We start from the raw sequence: 23,741 nt of genomic DNA, 5'->3' as shown, positions 1-23,741 counted from the left end.
AAAAGCTTGAATCTTTTATTGTTGATTCATCTCTTTTCGATAAAAAATCCACTAACATTTTGCTCATTAAATTATCTCTCATTCTAACTGACTTATCAAAATTACTAACTCATGCTAATGTTTAGCCAAAATCGCTATGGTATAAAATCTAATTTTCCTTTTTACCTTCTTCTGCAATGTTTCTTTTATTGTTTAAATAAAGATTAAACTTCGTTGAATTAACTACCTATATCTTAATAAGTAATTGCTTTTTTAAAGATAAAACGTAAAATGAAAGAGATATTAGGAGGTCACGCTATGCCACATCGAAGAAAACATCGTAAAAAAAGCAGGAAATTTTTACCGTTCCTAATCATTATTTTTCTGATTTTATTATTAGCTGCAGAATGTTATCTTATTATTGATAACCCAAAGAAGATATTTGATTTTACTACTAAAAAAACAACAGAAACCATTGAAACAACAAAAGAGAAAACAATAGTTGAACAGCCTAAAAAAGAAAAAATATTAACGACTAGTGCTGATCAAATTGATAATTTCAATCAAGAGGTATTACCAACTTCAGATCTATCTACTCAAATAGATCAAGATCTTCAAAATGGGAATTTTATCGGAACTGCTTTGGTTGTTCATGAAGGAATAATCATTTTACAAAAAGGTTATGGCTACAGTAATGCTCAAAATGAGACACTTAATACTTATCATTCAATTTACCAAATCGGTTCAATTCAAAAAGGAATGACTGCAACGCTTATCGCTCAACAAATTCAAGCAGGCAAACTTTCTTTAGAAGATACTTTAGACAAATTTTATCCAAATGTACCATTAAGTAATCAAATTACAATCCAGCAACTATTGTCAATGACTTCTGGACTTAAGCATGGAGAAAAACCAACAATCGATATGTCTGATGATGCTTTTCTTTCCTTTGCGATTTCTAATTCATCTATGGGAACATACGGAAAATACAATTACGATGCGATTAATTATTATCTGTTAGTTGGAATACTTGAAAAAATTACTGGAGAAAAATACAGAACTTTATTTAATAATACATATATTAAGCCGCTATCGCTAAGTCACACGATGTTTTATAATGATTTTATTTCTGCTCCAAACAGAACATACACCTATGCTGCAAATGATAAGGTAAATTACGCGACGACAATTCCAGATGCTCCATTGACTTTTAAACAAGAAGTCGGTACTGGCAGTGTTGGAATGACGGTTGGTGATTTATATTGGTACTATTCTTCTTGGTTAAATGGAAAATTACTCACATCTGATACTTTTAATAGTGTTTGGTCTCCTAATGGAGATGGCTCATATATGGGTGGCATCTATAATTTTCCTGACTCTTTTAAAGGACATGGTGTTGAAGACGGATTTGAAACAGTCGTCTATATGTCAAAAGATTGCCAAAATGCAGTAATTTTATTTACCAATCAGTATCCTAAAAATTCTACTTATCAAACTTTGGGAACAAATCTGTTTCAATTGATTACTGAATCATAATTGAAGAATTTTAAACTAAAATAAAAAGAGCAAGAAATGATAACTTCGACTAATCATTTCTTGCTCTTTTTATTTTAGTTTTCATTTAATCTGTAAAATTTAGGTGCGCCTAACTTAGAATTGCTATTATTTTAGTTTTATACTATAATAATTTTAAGGCTAACCTAAAAAGGAGGTTTTTCTTTTGAAAAATCAAGTAACAATCCATCAATTAACCGTGAGTTATTCAGGAAAAAAAGTCCTAAATAATCTCTCACTAACTATAAATCCAGGAAAAATTACTGGAATCATCGGACCTAATGGTGCTGGGAAATCAACCTTTTTAAAAGGAATGTTAGGTCTTATCAAAACAGATGAACGAAATGTTTTACTGGATGAACAACCCATCGATCTGCAAAAAAAACGGATCGCTTACGTGGAACAACGAAGTGCTTTAGATTTAAGTTTTCCAATTAGCGTACTCGATGTTGTGTTATTGGGAACTTACCCAAAACTAGGACTCTTTCATCGCCCTAAAAAAGCAGAACGTGAAATAGCTTTATCTGCCCTTAAAACTGTTCAATTGGAAAACTTTGCGCTAAGACAAATTGGCGAACTATCTGGCGGACAATTACAACGTGTTTTTATGGCTCGAGTTTTAGCTCAAAATGCCGATATCATTGTTTTAGATGAACCGTTTGTAGGAATTGATATGACTAGCGAGAAAGTTATTATGACGATTTTAAAAGAATTAAAGAATGCAGGTAAAACAATTATTATCGTTCACCATGATTTACACAAAGTAACAGAGTATTTTGATGAAGTAATTATTTTAAAAAATCACTTAGTCGCTGCAGGCCCTGTAAAATTAACTTTTACAAATAAAAATATTCAAGCAGCTTATGGAGAGACCATGGGTGATATTATGATCAAAGGAGTGGCTGACGAATGATTACAAATTTTATTGACGGATTAGTCCGTTATCAGTTTTTACAAAATGCCTTAATCACATCGATTATTGTTGGATTGGTTTCTGGCATTATTGGTTCATTTATTGTATTACGCGGAATGTCCTTGATGGGCGATGCCATTTCTCATGCTGTATTACCTGGCGTTGCAGCTTCTTATATGCTTGGCATGAACTATATTATTGGTGCTTCTGTTTTTGGTGTTTTAGCGGCTTTACTGATTGGCTTTATTACACAAAAAAGTCAATTGAAAAATGATACCGCAATTGGTGTTGTCTTTAGCTCCTTTTTTGCTTTAGGAATCATCATGATTTCCTTTGCTAAAAGCTCGACCGATTTGTACCATATTTTATTCGGAAATGTACTTGCTGTTCGTGATTCAGATATTTTGATTACAGCAATCGTTGGTGTCTTAGTAATTCTATTCGTTTTGATTTTCTACAAAGAACTTCAGATCACTTCATTTGACCCTACGATGGCACAAGCGTACGGACTGAATGTTCAATTTTTCCATTATGCATTGATGTTTTTACTGACTTTAGTTGCCGTTTCTTCTTTACAAACGGTCGGAACGATTTTAGTGATTGCCATGTTGATTACGCCCGCAGCAACCGCGTATTTACTTACAAATCACTTACCAACTATGATTTGTTTAGCCTCAACATTTGGTGTTTTAAGTTCAATTATTGGTCTATTCTTTAGTTACTCTTATAATTTAGCTTCTGGAGCAACTATTGTTTTGACCGCAGCCTTTTTTTTCATTATCGCGTTTCTCTTTTCACCGAAAAAAGGGCTTCTATTTGCAAATAAAAAAAAGACAGAGGGGGAAACTGAATGAAAAAGAAACTTTTAATCGTATTGGCACTTGCTGCTACTTTTTTATTAGCCGCTTGCCAGACAAAAGAAACAGATAATTCAAAAGAAAAGAAAGTAAATGTCGTTGCAACAAATTCGATTTTAGCGGATATGGTCGAAAATGTCGGTAAGGAGCATATCGATATGCATAGTATTGTTCCTGTTGGTACTGATCCACATGAATATGAACCATTGCCTGAAGATATCGCCAAAGCAACAGAAGCCGATGTACTATTTTTTAATGGCTTAAATTTAGAAACTGGCGGAAATGGTTGGTTTAAAAAATTAATGGAAACCGCTAAGAAAAAAGAAAATGTGGATTATTTTTCTGTCAGTCAAAATGTTACACCGCTCTATCTGACTAGCAAAGGTAGTGAAAACGAAGAAGATCCTCATGCTTGGTTAGATATTCAAAACGGAATTTCTTACGTAGAAGTTATCAAAGAAACCCTGATTGAAAAAGATCCTGAACATAAATCTGATTACGAAAAAAATGCTACTGAGTATATAGATAAATTAAATACTTTGGATAAAGAAGCTAAAGAAAAATTTGCTGATATTCCAGAAAACAAAAAATTACTTGTGACAAGTGAAGGAGCGTTTAAGTATTTTTCAAAAGCTTACGGCCTAACTGCTGCTTATATTTGGGAAATCAATACTGAAAGTCAAGGAACACCTGATCAAATGAAGCAAGTAATCGATAAGATTGAAGCTACTGAAGTTCCGTGTTTGTTTGTTGAAACGAGTGTCGATAAACGTAGCATGGAACGTGTCTCTAAGGAAACTGATTTACCAATCGCTAGTACCATTTTCACTGATTCAGTCGCTAAAAAAGGCGAAGATGGTGATAGTTATTATTCAATGATGGAATGGAATCTCGAAAAAATCCATGAAGGATTGTCAAAATAAAAACAGTAAAACGGTGTAAGTTCCTTTTAAATAAGTTACTTGCACCGTTTTTTGGTTCAAATTTTTTTATCTATTTTTTTCTTTAACCAGATTTTCTATATCGATTATTCGATCAGTAATATCCTTATAAAATGATTCTTCATGTGAGACGATTACGATTGTTCCTTGAAATTTTTGAATTGCCTGACGTAAGCTTTCTTTTGCTAAAACATCAATATGATTCGTTGGTTCATCAAGAAAAATAAAATTGCTTGAAGCCATTGTCAATTCGCAAAGTTTTACCTTTGTCTTCTCTCCTCCACTTAATAAGCGGACTGGTTGATTTACTAATTTATCGGGCAAACCACATTTTGCCAAATACGTTCGAATTTCCTTAACCGTCTTTTTAGGAAATTGATTACTCAAATAAGCTAATGGTGTTTCCCAGTCATTTTCCCAAATCAAATCCTGCGAAAAGTAAGTAATTTTAGTATTTACAGGATATTGATACTCCCCATTGATTGGTTTGATTTTTCCTGTTAATGTTTTTACCAACGTTGATTTTCCAATCCCATTAAAGCCTTTGATGGCAATTTTTTCACCACAATGAATGGATAAATCTATGGGAGCTAAAAGTGGTTCATTGTAACCAATCACTAATCGATCAGTCGACAAAGCAAGATTTGCAACAATTGGTTGATATGGAAATAGAATTTGTGGCTTTCGTAAATTACTGGGTGGCGTAAGTCGTTCGATACGATCTAATTGTCTTTGACGACTTTTTGCCATCGTGGCACGCGTTCCGGCTTTAAACTTTCGAATAAAGGCTTCATTTCTTTCAATTTTCGCTTGTTGAGCATAATATTGTTTTAAGTAACTTTCTTTATTTTTTTCTTTTTGCACAAACGATTTTGTTACATTCCCTGTGTATTTCGTTAATTTTCCAAATTCAATATCACAAATACAGTTGGTCACGGCATTCAAAAAATGAAAATCATGCGAAACTAAAATAAACGTTCCAGTAAATTCATTCAAATAATTAATCAACCATTGAATATGTGTATCATCTAAATAATTTGTTGGTTCATCTAACAGTAACACATCCGGCTTTTCCAAAAGCAGTTTAGCCAAAATAACTTTTGAACGCTGTCCACCACTTAATTCTTTCAATGGTCGATTTAATCCAATCCCTTCAATTCCTAGTCCATTTGAAAGATCATTGATAATCGTATCAACTTGATAAAACTCACTCTCATCTAATTGTGTTTGCAGATTCCCTGCTTTTTCAAGTAACTTCATGTCTCCAGTTTCACCAAATTCAACGTATAGCTCACTAATTTTCTTTTCCATTTCATAAAGCAAGCGATATGCTTGATGTAAAAATTCATTGATGGTGCTGTTCTCACTGATTTCTGCATATTGACTTAGATAACCTAGCTTGATATTTTTTTGCCAAGTAATCGCTCCTTCATCTGCTAAAATTTCGCCTGTTAGAAGTTTAATCAAAGTAGATTTCCCTGCACCATTTTGTCCTGTCACACCTAAATGTTCACCTTTATTGACTCTTAGTGTGGCATTCTCATAGAGTATTTTTTCACCGAAATTTTGTGTTAATGCTTCTATCGTTAATAAATTCATTTTATTTCCTCATTTCATGATTAAATTATTTAAAAAATCAGATAATTGCAAAAAAGCAAGGAATCAAATAGGTCAACCTATTTTCTCCCTTGCTTTCTATAAACAAAGGACAACGCGCGAAACACGTTGTCCTTTTAGCAACACTAGTAAAATCAAACTTAACCGTAAAAAAACAACACTAAATAAGACTAGCTTTTAGTCTCAAAAAATTTAGGATTCGTTTTTAAACGATGAAGAATTCATTTTATTAGGCTCCACAACAATGCTTCATCACATTCATTTGTTGGGAGCTGATTCTTTTGGTAAATTTATCTGAAAGAAAAAACATTCTTAATCACCTTTCTTTATACCAGATATTTTACCATATTTATTTTGAAAAGCAATAACTCCCTACCCTCTCTCTACCAGATGTTGGATGTTCATTTTTTGATCTTTTGTTAATTTTTTTAGAAATGCGGGTCTTATATCTGTTTGAGGAAGCTTTTCAAAAGGAATCCATGACAAATGTTCCAACTCATCTGAAGCCTTTAAAATAGTATCTTCCATAAGTTCGATATAATAATAGAAAGAAATTTCATGGTAATCTTCTCCCGTTAAATCTAAAGTAAAAAAATTTTCATGGATAAACCCTAATGTTTTGTGTTTAATTAATACACCTGTTTCTTCATAAACTTCTCTTTCGATTGCTTCATCCATTGTTTCTTGTAATTTTACCCCACCCCCAATAGAATAAAAATAAGGCTCTTTAGAATTCTTGACAAATAACCGTCCTATCTCACTCGTAATAATTGCGCCTACGCGATAATTGAACCGCCCTTTTTCCGTTTGAAATGTACAATCCATTTTTCTGCCTCCTTAATTAAAATGAACAAAAAAAGCATAAGTGAAAGAAATGTCTTCTTCTTCACTTATGCTCTATCTATCCTACTATATGGAATCTAAATAAGTCAATGCATATCGAACATGGTATTCTGTAGCTAATGCTAATCCGGCTTCATCAATGTCAAATTTTTCATGGTGGTGCCCGTAATGGGTATCTGTATTTTCCAAATTTCTTGTTCCTACACGCCCATATACACCAGGCGCTTTAGCTAGAAAGTCAGCAAAATCATCTGCCCCTAAACTTTTAGGATGATCGGTCACTACATTTTCGCTACCAACGATTTCAGAAGCAATTTGTTGTGCTAAATCTGTTGCTTCATTATTGTTGATTAGTGGAGCTGCTGCATCATGAACATGAAATGAAGCAATTTTCGTTCGATGCGCTTCAGCTACTTGATTCGCTATTTCTTCTACTCGTTGTAAAACAAATGCGCGTGTTTCATGACTAAAGGCACGTACGGTTCCTTCGATTTTTGCATGATTAGCGACAATGTTGTAGCGTGTCCCAGCATCCAAGACACCAATACCGACAACAACTGGATCTAAGGGACTGACTTCTCTAGCCACGATTTTTTGTAATTCAACAACAATACTTGCGGCAGCTAAAACAGCATCTCTACCGACATTGGGTTGAGCCACATGGCTACTGAATCCTTCAACTTCGATTTTAAAAATATCACATGAAGCATTGGTTGCCCCTTTAGTCGCAACTAATTTTCCAACTGGAACGCTAGAGTCTAAATGAATCCCGAAAACTTGATCTACTTCATCAAGATAGCCTCCTTGAACAAATTGTCTAGCACCTGCGCCAATTTCTTCCGCTGGTTGAAAAGCAAAATGAATCGTGCCAGCAAAATCGGCTTCATGATTTTTCAAAACTTTTGCCGCACCAAGTAAAGCAGCAGCATGCCCATCATGTCCACACGCATGATTCAAGCCAGGATTTTTAGATTGGTAAGGCTTGTCCGTTTCGTCATTTAACTCTAATGCGTCGATATCAGCACGTAAAACAATCGTTTTGCCGCTACCTTTTTTCCCTTGAAGAGTTCCTAAAACACCTGTTTCTCCTACTGAAACATAAGGAATATCTATTTTATCTAACTCTTGTTTGATTTTTTTGATTGTTTCGTATTCTTTTAAACTTGCTTCTGGATATTGATGAAAATGACGTCTTAAATGAATGACTTCTTCTTTCCCTTGAGCAATATCTTCTTTAATCGATGTTTTTATTGATACAGTCATCGGCTTTCCTCCTATTTTTTACCAAATGTTTCCCATGCAGGAATACTTGATCCTTTTGATGTTTCTTCGATTACTTTAACCGTGTCATCATTTTGATAAGCTTCAACGATTTTTTTATACGTTTCATTGTTTTCATCTTCTTTACGAGCAACAATAATATTCACATAAGGTTTTGATGTATCATTGACCGGTTCTAAGAAAATTGCATCTTTTGAAGGAACAAAGCCTGCATCCACAGCCATTCCACTATTGATCACTGAAGCGTCAACATCTTTCAAGGCTCTGGCTGTTTGCGCAGCATCTAGTTCACTAATTTTTAAATTTAATTTATTTTCAGTAATATCATTTACAGTTGGTGTTTGTTTTTTACTTGGATTTACTTTGATCAACCCAGCACTTTGTAATAATAATAATGCACGTCCGCCATTGGTTGCATCATTCGGGATAGCGATTTCTGCCCCGTCTTTCAGTTCTTTGACGTCCTTAATTTTATCTGCGTAAATACCAAGTGGTGCACTAACTGTGTTACCGATAGAAACTAAATCTGTTTTATGTTCAGTATTGTAGTTATCAAGGAAAATTTGGTGTTGGAATGAATTTAAATCGATTTCTTTTTCAGCTAATGCTGCATTTGGTTGTGTATAGTCTGAGAATTCAACTAATTCTAAATCGATATTTTGATCCTTCAAGCGATCTTTTACTGATTCCCAAACTTCATTATTGGCTCCCACAACTCCTAGTTTTACCACTTGTTTTTCATTATTCTTAGCGTTACCTGTAGAACATCCTACTAAAACGACTCCTAATGCTATAATTCCGATAAATAATTTCCCTAATTTTTTCATTTTTATTCCTCTTTCCTAATGAGATGTTTTTTTAATTAATACATTACTAATAAATTGACTGGCAAAAACTAAAACCAAAATAATCAACGTCGCTACGATTGTCACATCCGATTGAAATCGATTATATCCTCTAGTAATCGCTAAATTACCTAAGCCACCAGCTCCGATTGCACCTGCCATTGTAGTCAAGCCAATCAAATTGATGATTGTTACTGCCGAAACACGAATAATACTTGGCAAACCTTCGATCAAATATACTCTAAAAATAATCCCGACTGGGCTAGTTCCCATAGATTCAGCTGCTTCTACTACACCTGGATCGACTTCTAATAGCGCATTTTCAATTTGCCTAGCAAAAAAGGGAATCACGCCAACTACCAAAGGCACTAATGCAGCCGTTGTTCCAATCGTTGTTCCTGTTAAAAAACGAGTGATTGGCTGAATCAATGCCAACATGATAATAAACGGAATCGAGCGACAAACATTGATAATTTTTTCTAAAATATTGTAAACGAACCGATTTTCCAATACGCCTTTCGGTCCAGTAGCAACTAGAATAACCCCTAATAACGTCCCTAAAATTCCCGCTATTAATGCAGTCCAAAAGACCATATATAAAGTTTCGATGGTACTAGTAATAAATTCTTGTTTTAGTTCAAGCACATGAGGGAAATTTTTTTCAATAAAGTTTTGCATTTTTTCACTTCCTTTTTTATTTTTTTAAACAACATGGAGAGGAACGATATTGTCGATACTCTCACCAAGCTTTAGTATTTTCACTTTAACTTCTTTTCCTTTTAAATAGGCTAACGCTTTTTTCCGCTGATTCTCCTCACCTGATAGAATAACAATCAGATTACCAATCGGTACTTGTTGGATGATTTCAACGTTTCCATATAAAATATTGGTCACTACATGGAATTTACTATATAAATGAGCGATTAATGGCTCACTAGTTTGTTCTCCCACATAAGAAAATTCAACTAATTCTTCATTTGATTTCAACTTCGTCAAACTTGGATGCTGAACAATTGTTTCAAATGCTTGATCAATATGAGTTGCGGTACGAATAAAGTCTTTTGTCAAAGCTTGTTTTGGTTGACTAAAAATTGAAACAATATCATTTTTTTCAATCACTTCCCCATTTTCCATCACAGCAACTTTATTACAAATTTCTTTTACCACTTGCATTTCATGAGTAATCAAAACAATGGTCAATCCAAGTTCTTTATTTAACCTTTTCAATAAGTCTAGAATTTGAATCGTCGTTTTGGGATCAAGGGCACTGGTCGCTTCATCACACAATAGAATTTCTGGATCATTAGCTAAAGCTCTAGCGATGGCAACTCGTTGTTTTTGTCCTCCCGATAATTGACTAGGATAGGCTTCTTTTTTTTCTGATAATCCAACTAATTCAAGTAATTGATCAATTTTTTCCGTTCGTTGTTTTTTGTTCAAACCGGAATACTTTAAAGAAAAATCGATGTTTTCAAAGATTGTCCGTTCTTTCATTAGATTAAAATGTTGGAAGATCATTCCGATTTTTTTTCGTTGCGCGCGTAATTCTTTAGCTGAAAAATGGAGAATGTTTTTCCCTTTTATGATTACTTCTCCTTCATTAGGTCGTTGCAATAAATTGATTACCCGAACTAAAGTACTTTTCCCTGCTCCAGAATAACCAACGATTCCATAAACATCACCTTGATTAATGGTTAAAGAAACCTGTTTTACTGCCTCGATTTTTTTCTTTTTTTGATAGAAGGTAACATCTATATTTTTTAGCTCAATCATTTATTTTTCCTCCTTCAATTCTTCGGGTATAAACCAATAATTATTTTTATTATGTTCTTGGATATATTTTTTGAACTCATCGGAATGGTAGGCATCGACAACTGCTTTTGACCAGTCTGTCTCTTTATTTTTTCCATCGACAGTAGCAACCAATTCATATTGTTTTAGTACATCTTCTGAGAGCAAACTAGATTCTGGATTGAGTTCTGCACTGTAAACAATACTACCAGGGATTACCGCATAATCTAAATCTGCCAAACTTCTTGGGATTTGAGCAGAATTCATTTCAACTAGTTCCACTCCTTTAAGATTCTTTTTAATGTCACTTGTTGTTACTTTTACTGATTCTGTATCACCATCTAATTCAATCCAACCAGCCTTTTGTAATAAATTAAGTGCTCGCGCTGTGTTAGAAGCATCATCTGGAATCCCAATTTTATCTCCAGTTTTCACCTCTTCCAATGACTGTTTACGTCCTGGAAATAATCCTGCTGGAACTGTTGGAATCGACGTGATACCGACTAAATCAGTTCCTTTATTTTCGTTGAAATTATTTAGATAGGCGGTATGTTGATCTACATTTAAATCAATACTACCTTCACTTAATGCGACATCTGCTTGAATCAATTCTGTAAATTCAGTTTCCTTTATTTCATATCCTTCTTTTTCTAAAATCGGTTTTATCGCATCAGTAAATAATTCACTATAAGGTCCTGGAGAAGTACCTACTCGAATTTCCTTTTTCTGTTCTTCTTTATCTTCAGATTCACTACTCTTATTCCCACAAGCCGAAAACACAACCAATCCAAGTAAAATACTTCCCAAAATAATTTTCTTTTTCATTTGTTTTCCTCCATTTTTTTAGATAAAAAAAGTCCCCAAGTGTATTGTATCTATACACTTGAGGACGACTTCGCGTGTTACCACCTCTATTTAATACCTACTCTTATAGGTATCCTTATCAAGTACGCCAAGCCTTAATTTCAGCTTAGGATACTCTAGCACATTAACGGGTGCAACCGTCGCTGCCTTATGAAACATTCATTCGGAGCGCTGCTCAATGGCCATTTTCCAATTATCATTTATTGCTTGTTTTCAGCTACCCAAGCTCTCTTTCAAATAAATTTCCGATTGTACTTTCCATCTCGTCGCTTTAATTATTTAATTTTTTTGGACAAAAAAAGCCCTCTACTAGACTAATCTAGTAAAGGGCGAAAATTCGCGGTACCACCTTTTTTTAAACAATTGATAACAATCAATTTGTTTATCTTAAGCCAAGTCCAACGATATGAACTTGCTGCATTGATAACGGGTGCTTCCCGAAGTTGTCTTTCAACAACTTATCTTCCGAGGCCATATTCAATGCTTCTTCACTTGTCTCTTTTCACCAAACGAGACTCTCTTAAAAGTTCTTCCACATTTACTCTTCTCTTCAACAGATGTGCTATTTACTTTGTGATTAAGATAATACGTTACTTTTTTTCGATTGTCAACTACTTTTTTTATTTAACTTTTTAATTCAATCAACCACTATTTTTAAATTAGGCCATTTGTCAGACCAATTTTTCCCGTTCACTCTTTCTTTATAAGCCATCATCCGTTGTTCATTTTTTTGAAAATAAGGTGTTGGGCTAACTATGAACTCAACAATTTCTTCAATGCCATATGGACAAAAAAGCTCAAGTTCATCCCCCAATAATCTTGTACCAATAGCCGTACATTTTTCGGGAAATTTTGAAATTGCATCTCTAGAATTTTTATAAGGCTCTGTATCTGGATTATGATTATGCATAAATACTTGGTTTTTGATTTCCCAATCATATTCAGGATCCTTTTCACTTAGTTTTGTTTGTATTTCAAGTGTATTTGAGTAAGAAATCAATGGATCGAAAAAAATGATATCAATATCTGTCATACGATCTAGTTTCATTTTCCCCTCAAGATAGTTCCAAATAAAATTTCTAATCGTCCCAGCACATAACCAAGAATCTTTTAAATTTAATTCCTGAATGATTTTTAAAAGACACATCATTTCTTGATTCGTTTTTAAAATGGTCCTAGTTCCTTAACTTCCATTTATTAACTCCTCTTTCAATTATCATAATCTAGAAGTAGATTATTTAAGCTTAAAATTGATGATTAGACTATAAAATAGTCCACTATCTTCTCTTTATTTTGACACTAAACAGGCAAAAAGTAAAACGCCGAAAAATTACGTAAGAAAAACAATCTAATTCGAGAAATTATACTACGAATGATTGACAAATCCCTTTCTATTGGGTATTCTATTATTTGTGTTAAACATATTGCCGCTTTAGCTCAGTTGGTAGAGCGCAGCCATGGTAAGGCTGAGGTCGACGGTTCAAGCCCGTCAAGTGGCTTAAAGTAAAAAAGGCTGAGTTCTTTTTTTAAAGAATTCAGCTTTTTTCTATGCAGAAGACCATATTGTTTCCTAAAACATAAACTCAATCGAAACACTTATTTCTCACGACAGAGATAAGAGTTTTTTAAGTCTTGAATCGAGAAACAATCCGTTTTATACTTAATCTTATTATATGATACAGGCTAAATGATTAAGAATTTATATATTTTTGATTAAATTTCCTAATAACTGAGGTGCTTTTGTGAAAAGAAAACATTACAAAAAATATTATACTAAAAAAAGAGCATATAACAGTACTGCCATTATTTTTTTGTTACTGTTATATTCTTTATTAAGTTATTTTTATCTATATTATCAAATAAACAATAACATTCTTCTAAGAAATTATGATACAGAATTCCATCTAAACAGAATCATGGGATTATCAACTATTTGGACTTCCCCAATAAGTTTTTCTTCTTACTGTTCTGTTGGATTACCAGTTAATCTATTTTACGGCTGGTTGACTATCTATCCTATTTATTTTTTTTACTTTCTATCCAAAAACCTTGTTTTGTCATATAATTTATTCCTATTTTTATTGACTTTAGCAACTTTTTTGATATCTCATTCTTCTTTTTATTCGATTTGTTCTAACAAATTCGCTAGCCTTCTCTTTTCGATTTCGTATACTTTTTCGATGTATCGAGCTGTATGTATTTTTTATAGAGGAGCACTTGGTGAGAGCATCGGATTAACCATCTTACCTTTAGCATTCTTAGCTACTTATCAAATTATTGTACAAAATAAGAATTCTTGGTTGTTGCTATCTATCAGCTTTAGCTTATTGATTTATACTCATGTACTTTCAAGTTTAATTGTTTTTATTTTTATACTTTTTTTCTACATAAGTGCTATGCTATCAAAAAATAGCTTTAAACAATCTATTACTCTAAACATGTCAAAAGCTGGTTTATGTTCTCTATTTCTTTCTCTTGCATTTATATTACCGATGATAGAACAATCGCTATTTAAACCTATAAATCCTCCGCATGAAATCATTTTGAAAGATAGAGCTTTAAATGTATATAATCTTTTTGAAGGTGGTATGAAACATCAACTTTATTCATACTCTATTGGTTTAATACCGATTGTATTCATACTATTTATTCTTATCATTTTTTTTAAAATGAATAAAATTGATAAATACTTGGCTATCGTAGGATTTATTTCTCTTTTTCTATCTACAAAGCTTTTTCCTTGGCAATTACTTCAAAAAAATCCCATAAATATTATCCAGTTTCCTTGGCGAATACTTGGAATAGCAACATTAATTTTGTGTTTTCTTGCCTGCAAATATATTTCTATACTTTCTTTCAAAACATCACATAAGACAGCTATTTTTATAACTATTACTATTTTATCGATTTTACTCAATTCTCAATCAATACACAGTATGTTAAATTATGAAGGACTTTTTTCAAAAAATGACCCTTTTATAAACAATAATCAAATCATTTCTTTAGCTACAAATTCTGAATCCCTTGACTACAGGCCTAAAGAATTCGAAAATTACTTAGATCAAGTTAAAAATCATGAAGTAAGAGTAAACAATCAAATCGTCAATTACAACAAAAAAATAACTTCTGATAAATACTTTGTTGAAATTACTACTGAGCAAAATCAAGAAATCACTTTACCAATATACAGTTATAAAGGACTTAAGGTTAAACTAAATGGAAAAAAAGTAGACAGAAACAATTCTAAAGATATTTTAATTACTTTAGAATCTGATAATGGAAATAATGAGATTGAAGTTTCCTATTCGTATACTTTATTATCAAAAATAGCTTTTTTTATTTCTAGCTTTTCATTATTCATTTTAGTTTTTTCAAAAATAAAGTATCGAAATAATTCATTTAAACACTAAATCAACTTAATAACCAAGGAGGTCTTTCTTTGTTAAACCAAAATAAAAAAATTAGTTTTATCCCTTATTGCACCGAAGATCAATCACTTTACAATGAACTGGTATTTGACATCAATGTGATGCGTTACATCACTGAGCGAGCTGAAACACCTAGTGAAGCAAAAGATAACTTTGAAAAAATTATCCACTACAATCAAATCAATCATGACGTAACTGGTTATTACAAAATCATGGCTGGCGAAACTTATATCGGTTTTGGCAAACTTTCATGGACGGATAAAAAAGAAATCGAAATCGGTTATATGATTCTGCCAAACTATTGGGGAAACGGATACGCATCAAAATTTGTTAGAGATCAGCTGCACAAAATTCAAACTTCTCCCCAACTTGAGAAAGTACCAGTTTTAGCAATTATTGATCCAAATAATTTAGCTTCCAAAAAAATATTACTAAAAAATGGGTTTACTTCTGTCTGGAAAGGAATTGAAGAAGGCCTACCATCAGAACATCTTTATTGGCGAGCAAAATAATTCCCGAACCAAAAATCATTTTTTCAATCAGATAAACAGCTAGAATATAAGGACTTGCTAAAAAAGGAGAAGATAAAATAATAATCACTTTTGTTTTATCTTCTAAAATCAAACAAACACCATAAAACGATTAGAATCAATTAAATGTGGCGGAGATAGTAGAGTAGAAAACACTTTTGTTCCAACCTCCTCTAATCGCTCGATTCTAAATGATTTTTTATGACCTAGGTTAACGATGAGTCACTCCTACGAAAATAAGCGAAAAAGAACAAGAAATGGACAAATACCTAATAGAAATCATTCAACATCGAATAGAAACCTTTCGTATTTTTTGTCATTTTTTAATTATTTGTCACTTATTGCAACAACGTCGAAAAAGAAGAGCAGGGCTACGAGAAGGTGTCATACCTACTTGATTCTTAGCCCTGCTCTTCTTTTTACTTATCATATCTTTTTCGTTTAGCTGAACTAGCAATACCAAGCGCTTCTCTGTATTTAGTAACCGTGCGCCTTGAGATTTTAATCCCTTTTTTCTGAAGTAAATCAACTAGTTTTTGATCTGATAATGGCTTAGCTTTATCTTCAAGATCAATTAATGCCTGCAATTGTTTTTTTACACCACTGGTAGAGATTTCTACTGAATTTTCTCCTGTCGATAATCCATGTGAAAAGAACGAACGTAATTCAAACACGCCAAATTCTGTCTGTAGATATTTTCCATTTACTGCTCGGCTCACAGTCGATTCGTGGACATCAATCACTTCAGCAACCTCTTTTAAAGTCATTGGTTTTAAGGTCCGCTCAACATCTAAAAAGAACTCTTGTTGTCTTTTCACAATTTCTAGCCCAATCTTCAAAATAGTGTCGCCTCTTTGTTGAATCGTTTTTTGTAACCATTCAAATTCATTTTTCTTCTCTTTAATGTAGGCTTGCACCTCTTGATCTTCAGTTGCTTGCATTTTATCAAAATAAGCTTGCTGAAATTGAATATTCGGCCGTCCTTTTTTATTGGATTCTAGATAAATTTGTTCGTCTTTGATAGTTACAAGTAAATCTGGTCGAATGTAAAGATCCGTTGTTCGATCAAAGACATTGCCCGGTGTCGGCGTCAAAACTTGTACATAATCAAAAATAGCTTGGATCTCTGAAAGTTCTACCTTAAACTTTTTGGCAATCAATGACCACTTTCGATCAACAAAATGGTCAAATTCTTCTTCTAATACAATATAGGCCAAATCTGGTGCCTGTTCATCACGTTCTACTTGCAATAGCAAGCACTCACGCAAATCTCTTGCTCCAACACCAGCAGGGTCTAACTGTTGAATTAAGGTCAAAGCATCTAACATTTGAATAGCCGTTGCCCCAGTTTGATTTTCTGCCTCTTCTAAGCTTATCGTCAAATAACCATTTACATCAATCGATTCAACTAAAAATAAGACCAGACTTCGAAGATAGGTCGCCCGATAGTTCAAATGTATTTGATCGATTAAATATTCAAATAAAGAAACTTGTGTATCTGGTATTTGATTAATATAGTTAAGCTCTTCATCCCCAGAAATACCTTTACTGCCAGAAAAAGAAAGATCACTGTACGAAGTTTCTGTTTGATTATCAATCAAAGGATTCTCTAATACTTTAGATTCAATATAGGAATATAACTCTTCAGAATTATATTGTAAGATTTGAATAGATTGTTGCAATTGTTGTGTCATGGCAAGTTTTTGCACTTGCTTTTGTTGTTGGGATAAATGTTGCCCAAATTTCATTAAAAATTTCATCCTCCCTCTTGTAATTTCTTTGAATATCAGCTAAACTATTAAACGTGCTTGCGTCCTTAGTGTAGTGGATATCACGTAAGATTCCGGTTCTTGAGACGGGGGTTCGATTCCCTCAGGACGCGTTTTTATACTATTTATATATTTACCCTTCTGGTCTAGTCAACAATACAACTAACAATACAACTGATTATACCATATTTTTATTTGCTCTATCTATTTTACTTCTTTGAATGATGCTTATATAAAATCTTCAATTACCGAGGCAAGTAGTTACTTCAAATCATTTTTATATTTTAACTGTAATACAATAAATCAATTGTTGTATTACAGTTTTTTTCATTTATTTTTTTATCATAAGTTTTTTTTACAACTTAAATCGAATATAATATTTATTTAATTTAGTTATTTTAACGAAAAACAAAAAAATCACAAACCATTGACAAAGCTTCCATTTAAGGATATATTTAATAAAAAAAGGAAACGAAATGCAAAATAATGGTTATTTATTTCCCTATTTTTTATTTAAGTTACTTATTTTTTCACTATCTACTGTTCTCTTTTTCAGATTCAAAGAAACGTTTCTGACTATATATAATATATACACCTATCAAAAAAATGATTTGTTCTCAAAATACCAAGCACTTTCGTTTAAAGAATTTCTCTATCAAAGAATATTAAAAATTCTAAGTAAGGTTGTTACTAATTTATGAGTCTTCGTCACAAAAATCTTTTACTGTTTTCTGTTTTGCTTATAATAATCGATATTTTACTAAAATACGTTATCCCTATTAAGTGGTTGAATATAAAAATGATTGAACTAATTATTGTCTTGATTGAAGGATTAATTTTTCTTTACTTTATTTTATCATTTAGTTTGGCTTTGATTATTTTTTTAAAAGAAAAAAAAATCAAATAAGCAAATAAAGCTTACTTGATCTATAATCGTACAACTTAATCCTTCAAATTACAATAAACGGTTGATTGAGATACTCGAATATTCCTGATAGCTCCTGAGAAATCAAATCAGCAATGACAGTTCGTCACGAATTTCTTCCTGAACTTTTTGAATAGCAAGTAACTCTTCCTTATTTTTTTCTGTTTGGTATTTGCTTGTTAATTCACTATCATATGTTATTAAATAGCTAACGGCCCATAGATTGGGATTTACTATAACTTTATCAGCTAAAGGATACAGTAATGAAAAATGAAGTTTTATTTCTTCTAATACATCCGACAATAAAATGGGGTTATTATTTACTAGCTCTTTCTCCAAAAAAAGTAATATCCTCTGATAAGCCCCACAATCCAAAGAATTACCTACCGTTACTGGAATAACTTGATACCTTTCAGCATCACGCCAAATAAAATCGATTGGTTCTTTGATATGTAATTTAGCAAATTCTTCTAAAACCCATGAACGAACTAAATTATGAATTTGTTCGTTTAACACTATTTTTTTCCCAATCGCTACAAATTCTTCTTGTGGTAATTTTCCTGCTTTTTTTACAATAGATAACTGTTCATAGTAGTTGTGATTAGCTAAATCTGCTAGTTCATCCTCAAGTAATTTTATTTTTCTCATTTCAAATTGTTGATACATTCGTTCTGTATCTCTAACTTTTTTCTTCAATAAAATGAGCTGTTTCAATTCACCCGTTTGCTCTAATAATATGCGCTCATTGATTACACAGTGGGCATCAATGAATTTCTGATTTTGAATTAGAATTTGTATAAACATTTCGGTAAATTCAATACAAGAAAGATACTCTTCTTTCTTATCCATAGCCAGAAACAACGCCTGGTCATTTTCACCGACATCTAAATAGGTATTTGCCAATAATAGATTCAATGAAAACTCTGGGCGAATTTCATACGCCTTACGAAAATAATCAATTGCTTTTTTCAAATCATTGCTATTCGTTGCTTCTTTTCCAAGCTGAATAAAACGTTCATAATTTTTGGGAAATGGAATCCTATTTGACAAAAGAAATACCGCCTTCCTTTAAGACTACTGACTATTTTGTTCCCAACTAATTAATACAAGTTTCTAATAATAATTGCAGTTTCTGGTTCTCCATCCGCTTTCATTCGTTCTGCTTTTTCAATTAGAGAAAAACCAAAATACGTTTCTTTTGTCCACTCATCTTGCACCTTAAATTCCATTACTTTTTCCACACAAAATGCATTCGGTTCCACTTCTTGCACGCTATCCCAACCAGTATCAATAAAGACTTTCGTTTCATTCGTAATGCCGCTATCACGCTCTAAATCACTGATGATTTTTTTTAATTGTCCAAACGTTAGGGCGTTAACTCTGTTTTCCATCCAATTACCTCCAATATACATTTGCTCAATCAATGATACAAGTGATCAAAATTAAGCTTATCTTTTTTTTACAATTTTGTCCATTATAATCTTATATCCCGTGAAAAGATTGTAGTACTAAAAGTTCCAATAAGATATATGAAAGCTCTCTTTTTCTTGAATAATATTTTTTAATTGTTTTTATCTTATTAACAAGAAAAATTAGTAATTACTTTTTTCGACATTTGAGAATATTTAAAAGTAAAATTTCGTAACTTTAGTATACCTTATTTAATCCCAAAAATGGACCTTAATATAATTATTAATAAGATCTTTTTTTGCATAAAATTAGCTTAAAAACAATCATCTCTATTTTTATCTACATAAATTAGCAAGATTAATAATCTTCTTCTAAATTAATTAAGAAAATAATTCCTCACTTGAATTAAAAACGAATTGCAACTCATCAAAAAAATAAAATCAACTCTTCACTATTTATTTCTAACAATTGAAGAGTGCTTTGTATTATTTCACTTATTTACGAAATAAATATGCTTTTTATGTAATTTCGGACACACTAATTTAACTCTTTTTATACAGACTAATTCGTCATTATGTGTTTTAATACAGACTGATTAAAATTTTTAAAAGGGGCTTTTTATGAAATACAATAAACTGATTGCAACACTATTTATAAGTAGTGTCATTTTTCCCACTCTGTTCTTATCTAGGGAATCAGCTTTCGCCGAAAATTCTACTGAACTTTCAATTGAACATATCTCTAAAAAAATAGATGAAGTAACATTACAACAACGAAAAAATAGCGAAGAAAATTCAATCACACTTGAAAAATTAGAGGAATTATCAAAACAAATTCAAAAAATTGAAACTGATCTATCCTCTAAAAATGAAATACCTCTATTTACTGAAAAAAATCATGTAAAAAATGAAAAAATTGATTCTATTCATTTATTAAGTCATTCAGTAAAAATTCTAGACAATCGTAATGATTTTTTAACGAATAAAAAAGAGCAACTTGCTACTTTGCGACTAGAAAAAGATAAATTAGAAAAAATAGTTTATGAATTAAATGAAGAAGAAAAAAGTTTAGTTGAAAAACAGGCAATATATGAACAACAAATTGAATTAGTTAATAAAAATGATAAACAAGCTAATACTAAAAAGACTATTATAGATAAGGCACAAGAACAACTTGGTAAGCCTTATGTATATGGGGCTAACGGTCCCGATGCTTTCGATTGCTCTGGACTAGTTCAATACGTTTTTTCTCAAGTCAATCGGACGATTGGACGAACAACAACAGATCAAGAATTGGCTGGTGAACTCATTTCTATAGAAGAAGCGCAAGAAGGCGACTTACTTTTTTGGGGCAGTCAGGGTAGTTCTTATCATGTAGCAATTTCTATGGGAAACGGTTCTTATATCCACGCACCAGTCCCAGGAGCTGTCGTCGAAATTAGTACAGTCGCTTCATTTGCACCTAGTTTTGGCATTAGAATCACTTCGTAACCTTTGCATCAAGAAATTAGGTTGCTTTCCACCAATGAATTCTAATTATTTATGAGTAACTTCAAAAAAATATAAACAAGAAATCCATAGAATCAATCTTTGATTGCCTTAGGATTTCTTGTTTTTTATTCATTCAATTTAAATAAAGTTTTGACGTGGATGAGACAAAAGTAAAAATCACTTTTGTTTTATCTTTTAAAACCGAAAAAACGGTGGTGCAAAAGTAGCTCTTTCGGAAATAAGCCGAAATTTACCAAAAATTTGAAGAACAATTTTCGGAAATTCCTTCTTATTTCTCAGAGCTAACCACTTTTGTCCCAACCTCTACTACTATCAATAATGAAATAAGCTAATTACTTACAATTCTTCTGATTCATACTTTCTTCCTACTCTACGGTTACACTTTTTGCCAAATTTCTTGGTTTGTCAACATCGTAGCCACGTTGCAATGTCGCAAAATAAGCAATTAATTGAGTGGGAACAACACTTACTAAAGGCGTTAATAATGAATGAATATCAGGTATGATAAACTGATCTGTCGGTTTAGCCAATGATTCTAACGCAATCACAACATTACGTGACCCTCTACTTTCAACTTCTTTTAAATTTCCACGTGTATGAGCCGCTGTTTTCTGATCCGTAATAATGCCAAATACTGGCGTATTTTCTTCAATCAAGGCAATTGTTCCATGCTTTAATTCACCTGCAGCAAATCCTTCAGCTTGAATATAAGAGATTTCTTTCAGTTTTAAAGCCGCTTCCATTGATACATAGTAATCAACTCCACGACCGATGTAAAACGCATTTCTAGCCGCTTCAAGCTGTTTTTCGACTAATTCACTAATCGACGCTTTATCGTCAATGATGGTCTCCATTACTGAAGCTGCGACACTTAATTCATGCGCAACATCAAATTCAAGAGCTTCTTGGTTATTTTTAGCATCGCCAATCGCTTTAGCTAATACAGCTAAAACTGCAATTTGAGCAGTATAAGCTTTAGTAGAAGCTACCGCAATCTCAGGTCCAGCATGTAATAACAACGTATAATCAGCTTCTCTAGATAATGTTGAACCAGGTACATTAGTTAACGTTAATGATGCCAACTGTTTTTTATTCAGTTGTACCAACACTTGGCGGCTATCTGCGGTTTCGCCACTTTGGCTTAAAAAGATAAAGAAAGGTTTTTTTGATAAAAGCGGCATATTATAACCAAATTCACTTGAAAGATGTACTTCAACAGGGATTCCAGCTAATTTTTCTAAACTGTTTTTTCCAACCCAGCCAGCATTATAACTGGTACCACAAGCGATAATATAGATTCGATCACTCGTTTTGATTTTATTGATAATTTCTTCATCAATAATTGTTTCACCATTAGCTTGTGTATAGGCTTGAACAATTTTACGCATAACAGCGGGCTGTTCATCGATTTCCTTAAGCATGTAATAAGGGTATGTTCCTTTTTCAATGTCACTCAAATCTAATTGAGCTTCGTATGATTCGCGATAAACTGCATTGCCTTTTTCATCTTCAATTTCAATGCTCGTAGATTTAACTGTTACAATTTCACCATCTGATATCTCAACAAAATGGTTCGTTTCTTGGAGCATTGCCATCGCATCACTACAAATCACATTAAATCCGTCTCCTAAACCAATTAACAAAGGACTTTTATTTTTCGCAACGTAAATCACTTCAGGATTAAGTTTATCGATTAGAGCGAACGCATAAGAGCCTTGAATAACACCAATCGCTTGTTTAAATGCTTCTTTAGTAGCTAACCCGTTGTTTGAAAAATATTCAACAAGATGAACCACGATTTCTGTATCAGTTTCACCTAGCAGCGTTTCATTTTGAAGATATTCCTGTTTAATTTCTTCAAAATTTTCAATCACTCCATTATGAACTAAAATAAAGCGTTGATTACTTGATGTATGAGGATGGGCATTGCGCTCACTAGGTTTTCCATGAGTCGCCCAACGTGTATGGCCTATTCCAACGGTTCCATTAACTTCTTTAGTGATTTTCTCTTGTAAATCAGCAATTCTTCCTTGAGATTTAATCAAATAGCTTTGATTTTGATTTCCAGTTACAAAAATCCCAGCCGAATCATATCCTCTATACTCTAATTTCTCTAACCCTTGAACCAACGTTGCTGTCGCGTTATCTTTTCCTACTATTCCTACAATTCCACACATCTTTTTAATTTCCTACTTTCTTAAGAAAAATCATTATTATTCCATCAATTAAACTTTAAATAAGTTAATAATCCGGTAAAATGAACGATTTATTCAATTCTTTTTATTTTTCTCGTTTCTGTTCTGCGTAACTAAATTTTTGTTCTAATTTCACAACTAGTTTTTCTTTTAGTTTTTAGAGTGCAGTCCCTAGAGCCATCCGCCGAACATTTTCGATAAACTCTCTCCTCGTCATCTGCTTTCACAGATCTGGCGCTATCCAAAAATTGGTATATATATCTCCTTCCGTTTTTTTATAACAGAAACTTCAATAAGTGTACAACAACAAACTATTTTCTGTCAACCCAATTCAAAAAATAAATAAATTGGTATACACAATTATAATTATAACAAAAATTGTATAAAACTAATTATAATGAATGAGAATCGAGTAAAAATCGCTTTTTATCTTCTAGCAGCTGTTCAAAAGTCCTTTATTACACAGAACAATAATAATTTCATCCAAT

At 32.5% G+C, this 23,741-nt stretch carries 19 protein-coding genes, 2 tRNA genes and 2 other annotated features; of the genes, 9 read left to right on the top strand and 12 right to left on the bottom strand.

What is annotated here, in order from left to right; all coding sequences use genetic code 11:
- Positions 1 to 297: 297 nt before the first annotated feature.
- From ACYSNW_RS15335 to ACYSNW_RS15320, 4 genes are all read left to right on the top strand, one after another.
- Positions 298 to 1,515, top strand: coding sequence for a serine hydrolase domain-containing protein (locus ACYSNW_RS15335; RefSeq protein WP_461745955.1), 1,218 nt, complete (start codon positions 298 to 300; stop codon positions 1,513 to 1,515).
- A 184-nt stretch (positions 1,516 to 1,699) separates the two neighbouring features.
- Entirely contained in the window at positions 1,700 to 2,446 is a 747-nt protein-coding gene (locus tag ACYSNW_RS15330; protein ID WP_461745953.1) for a metal ABC transporter ATP-binding protein, read from the top strand.
- Positions 2,443 to 3,300: a metal ABC transporter permease gene (locus ACYSNW_RS15325; RefSeq protein ID WP_461745951.1), complete on the top strand. Its 858-nt coding sequence runs from the start codon at positions 2,443 to 2,445 to the stop codon at positions 3,298 to 3,300. Before ACYSNW_RS15330 ends, ACYSNW_RS15325 begins: the two co-directional genes overlap by 4 nt.
- Positions 3,297 to 4,226 carry a metal ABC transporter substrate-binding protein gene (locus tag ACYSNW_RS15320; protein ID WP_461745949.1) on the top strand — a complete coding sequence of 310 codons (930 nt, stop codon included), beginning with the start codon at positions 3,297 to 3,299 and terminating at the stop codon, positions 4,224 to 4,226. Before ACYSNW_RS15325 ends, ACYSNW_RS15320 begins: the two co-directional genes overlap by 4 nt.
- A gap of 66 nt (positions 4,227 to 4,292) precedes the next feature.
- Here the strand turns inward: ACYSNW_RS15320 and ACYSNW_RS15315 are convergent, their stop codons facing one another.
- The 8 genes from ACYSNW_RS15315 to ACYSNW_RS15280 all read right to left on the bottom strand — a co-directional run bounded on the left by ACYSNW_RS15315 (position 4,293) and on the right by ACYSNW_RS15280 (position 12,635).
- Positions 4,293 to 5,843, bottom strand: a complete 1,551-nt coding sequence (locus ACYSNW_RS15315; RefSeq protein ID WP_461745947.1) for an ABC-F family ATP-binding cassette domain-containing protein — start codon at positions 5,841 to 5,843, stop codon at positions 4,293 to 4,295.
- Positions 5,844 to 6,233: 390 nt separating this feature from the next.
- Entirely contained in the window at positions 6,234 to 6,686 is a 453-nt protein-coding gene (locus ACYSNW_RS15310) for an NUDIX hydrolase (protein WP_461745945.1), read from the bottom strand.
- Between the two features lie 84 nt (positions 6,687 to 6,770).
- A complete protein-coding gene (locus tag ACYSNW_RS15305; RefSeq protein ID WP_461745943.1) occupies positions 6,771 to 7,967 on the bottom strand; it encodes an amidohydrolase in 1,197 nt (398 codons plus the stop codon).
- An 11-nt stretch (positions 7,968 to 7,978) separates the two neighbouring features.
- On the bottom strand, positions 7,979 to 8,812 hold the full coding sequence (locus tag ACYSNW_RS15300; RefSeq protein ID WP_461745942.1) for a MetQ/NlpA family ABC transporter substrate-binding protein: 834 nt from the start codon (positions 8,810 to 8,812) through the stop codon (positions 7,979 to 7,981).
- A gap of 15 nt (positions 8,813 to 8,827) precedes the next feature.
- Positions 8,828 to 9,508 (bottom strand): methionine ABC transporter permease, encoded by a 681-nt coding sequence (locus ACYSNW_RS15295; protein ID WP_461745940.1) that lies wholly within the window; start codon positions 9,506 to 9,508, stop codon positions 8,828 to 8,830.
- Positions 9,509 to 9,532: 24 nt separating this feature from the next.
- On the bottom strand, positions 9,533 to 10,603 hold the full coding sequence (locus tag ACYSNW_RS15290) for a methionine ABC transporter ATP-binding protein (protein ID WP_461745938.1): 1,071 nt from the start codon (positions 10,601 to 10,603) through the stop codon (positions 9,533 to 9,535).
- On the bottom strand, positions 10,604 to 11,446 hold the full coding sequence (locus tag ACYSNW_RS15285) for a MetQ/NlpA family ABC transporter substrate-binding protein (protein WP_461745936.1): 843 nt from the start codon (positions 11,444 to 11,446) through the stop codon (positions 10,604 to 10,606). It abuts the gene before it with no gap.
- Positions 11,447 to 11,503: 57 nt separating this feature from the next.
- Positions 11,504 to 11,761 (bottom strand) — a binding site (T-box leader).
- Between the two features lie 46 nt (positions 11,762 to 11,807).
- Positions 11,808 to 12,048, bottom strand: a binding site (T-box leader).
- A 74-nt stretch (positions 12,049 to 12,122) separates the two neighbouring features.
- The gene (locus ACYSNW_RS15280; RefSeq protein ID WP_461745934.1) at positions 12,123 to 12,635 is read right to left on the bottom strand and encodes a nucleotidyltransferase family protein; all 513 of its coding nucleotides are present in this window, start codon (positions 12,633 to 12,635) and stop codon (positions 12,123 to 12,125) included.
- 276 nt (positions 12,636 to 12,911) lie between these two features.
- Here ACYSNW_RS15280 and ACYSNW_RS15275 point away from each other — a divergent pair.
- From ACYSNW_RS15275 to ACYSNW_RS15265, 3 genes are all read left to right on the top strand, one after another.
- Positions 12,912 to 12,984 (top strand) — tRNA-Thr (locus ACYSNW_RS15275).
- A gap of 681 nt (positions 12,985 to 13,665) precedes the next feature.
- Positions 13,666 to 14,895: a hypothetical protein gene (locus ACYSNW_RS15270; RefSeq protein ID WP_461745932.1), complete on the top strand. Its 1,230-nt coding sequence runs from the start codon at positions 13,666 to 13,668 to the stop codon at positions 14,893 to 14,895.
- 29 nt (positions 14,896 to 14,924) lie between these two features.
- Positions 14,925 to 15,425, top strand: a complete 501-nt coding sequence (locus tag ACYSNW_RS15265) for a GNAT family N-acetyltransferase (RefSeq protein ID WP_461745930.1) — start codon at positions 14,925 to 14,927, stop codon at positions 15,423 to 15,425.
- A gap of 437 nt (positions 15,426 to 15,862) precedes the next feature.
- On the opposite strand, the gene rpoN is transcribed toward ACYSNW_RS15265, so the two are convergent.
- The gene (gene rpoN / locus ACYSNW_RS15260; RefSeq protein ID WP_461745928.1) at positions 15,863 to 17,191 is read right to left on the bottom strand and encodes an RNA polymerase factor sigma-54; all 1,329 of its coding nucleotides are present in this window, start codon (positions 17,189 to 17,191) and stop codon (positions 15,863 to 15,865) included.
- A gap of 62 nt (positions 17,192 to 17,253) precedes the next feature.
- On the opposite strand from rpoN, the gene ACYSNW_RS15255 reads away from it, so the two are divergent.
- A tRNA-Arg gene (locus tag ACYSNW_RS15255) sits at positions 17,254 to 17,325 on the top strand.
- An 896-nt stretch (positions 17,326 to 18,221) separates the two neighbouring features.
- Here ACYSNW_RS15255 and ACYSNW_RS15250 read toward each other — a convergent pair.
- Complete coding sequence (locus ACYSNW_RS15250; RefSeq protein ID WP_461745926.1) at positions 18,222 to 19,187, bottom strand: tetratricopeptide repeat protein; 966 nt, start codon at positions 19,185 to 19,187, stop codon at positions 18,222 to 18,224.
- Between the two features lie 50 nt (positions 19,188 to 19,237).
- A complete protein-coding gene (locus tag ACYSNW_RS15245; protein ID WP_461745924.1) occupies positions 19,238 to 19,528 on the bottom strand; it encodes a hypothetical protein in 291 nt (96 codons plus the stop codon).
- Between the two features lie 639 nt (positions 19,529 to 20,167).
- On the opposite strand from ACYSNW_RS15245, the gene ACYSNW_RS15240 reads away from it, so the two are divergent.
- Entirely contained in the window at positions 20,168 to 21,037 is an 870-nt protein-coding gene (locus ACYSNW_RS15240) for a C40 family peptidase (RefSeq protein WP_461745922.1), read from the top strand.
- Between the two features lie 386 nt (positions 21,038 to 21,423).
- On the opposite strand, the gene glmS is transcribed toward ACYSNW_RS15240, so the two are convergent.
- Entirely contained in the window at positions 21,424 to 23,235 is a 1,812-nt protein-coding gene (gene glmS / locus ACYSNW_RS15235; RefSeq protein ID WP_461745920.1) for a glutamine--fructose-6-phosphate transaminase (isomerizing), read from the bottom strand.
- Between the last annotated feature and the right edge of the window lie 506 nt (positions 23,236 to 23,741).

This window comes from Enterococcus sp. LJL99, from assembly GCF_054871725.1.
The sequence above is the reverse complement of the archived record's forward strand: the minus strand, read 5'-3'. Positions and strand labels throughout refer to the sequence as shown.

Excerpts from the sequence above, each read along its gene's own strand:
- ACYSNW_RS15335 (WP_461745955.1), top strand. The coding sequence starts at position 298 with ATGCCACATCGAAGAAAACATCGTAAAAAAAGCAGGAAATTTTTACCG.
- ACYSNW_RS15325 (WP_461745951.1), top strand. The coding sequence starts at position 2,443 with ATGATTACAAATTTTATTGACGGATTAGTCCGTTATCAGTTTTTACAA.
- ACYSNW_RS15320 (WP_461745949.1), top strand. The coding sequence starts at position 3,297 with ATGAAAAAGAAACTTTTAATCGTATTGGCACTTGCTGCTACTTTTTTA.
- ACYSNW_RS15315 (WP_461745947.1), bottom strand. The coding sequence starts at position 5,843 with ATGAATTTATTAACGATAGAAGCATTAACACAAAATTTCGGTGAAAAA.
- ACYSNW_RS15310 (WP_461745945.1), bottom strand. The coding sequence starts at position 6,686 with ATGGATTGTACATTTCAAACGGAAAAAGGGCGGTTCAATTATCGCGTA.
- ACYSNW_RS15305 (WP_461745943.1), bottom strand. The coding sequence starts at position 7,967 with ATGACTGTATCAATAAAAACATCGATTAAAGAAGATATTGCTCAAGGG.
- ACYSNW_RS15300 (WP_461745942.1), bottom strand. The coding sequence starts at position 8,812 with ATGAAAAAATTAGGGAAATTATTTATCGGAATTATAGCATTAGGAGTC.
- ACYSNW_RS15295 (WP_461745940.1), bottom strand. The coding sequence starts at position 9,508 with ATGCAAAACTTTATTGAAAAAAATTTCCCTCATGTGCTTGAACTAAAA.
- ACYSNW_RS15290 (WP_461745938.1), bottom strand. The coding sequence starts at position 10,603 with ATGATTGAGCTAAAAAATATAGATGTTACCTTCTATCAAAAAAAGAAA.
- ACYSNW_RS15285 (WP_461745936.1), bottom strand. The coding sequence starts at position 11,446 with ATGAAAAAGAAAATTATTTTGGGAAGTATTTTACTTGGATTGGTTGTG.
- ACYSNW_RS15280 (WP_461745934.1), bottom strand. The coding sequence starts at position 12,635 with ATGATGTGTCTTTTAAAAATCATTCAGGAATTAAATTTAAAAGATTCT.
- ACYSNW_RS15270 (WP_461745932.1), top strand. The coding sequence starts at position 13,666 with ATGTATCGAGCTGTATGTATTTTTTATAGAGGAGCACTTGGTGAGAGC.
- rpoN (WP_461745928.1), bottom strand. The coding sequence starts at position 17,191 with ATGAAATTTGGGCAACATTTATCCCAACAACAAAAGCAAGTGCAAAAA.
- ACYSNW_RS15245 (WP_461745924.1), bottom strand. The coding sequence starts at position 19,528 with ATGGAAAACAGAGTTAACGCCCTAACGTTTGGACAATTAAAAAAAATC.
- ACYSNW_RS15240 (WP_461745922.1), top strand. The coding sequence starts at position 20,168 with ATGAAATACAATAAACTGATTGCAACACTATTTATAAGTAGTGTCATT.
- glmS (WP_461745920.1), bottom strand. The coding sequence starts at position 23,235 with ATGTGTGGAATTGTAGGAATAGTAGGAAAAGATAACGCGACAGCAACG.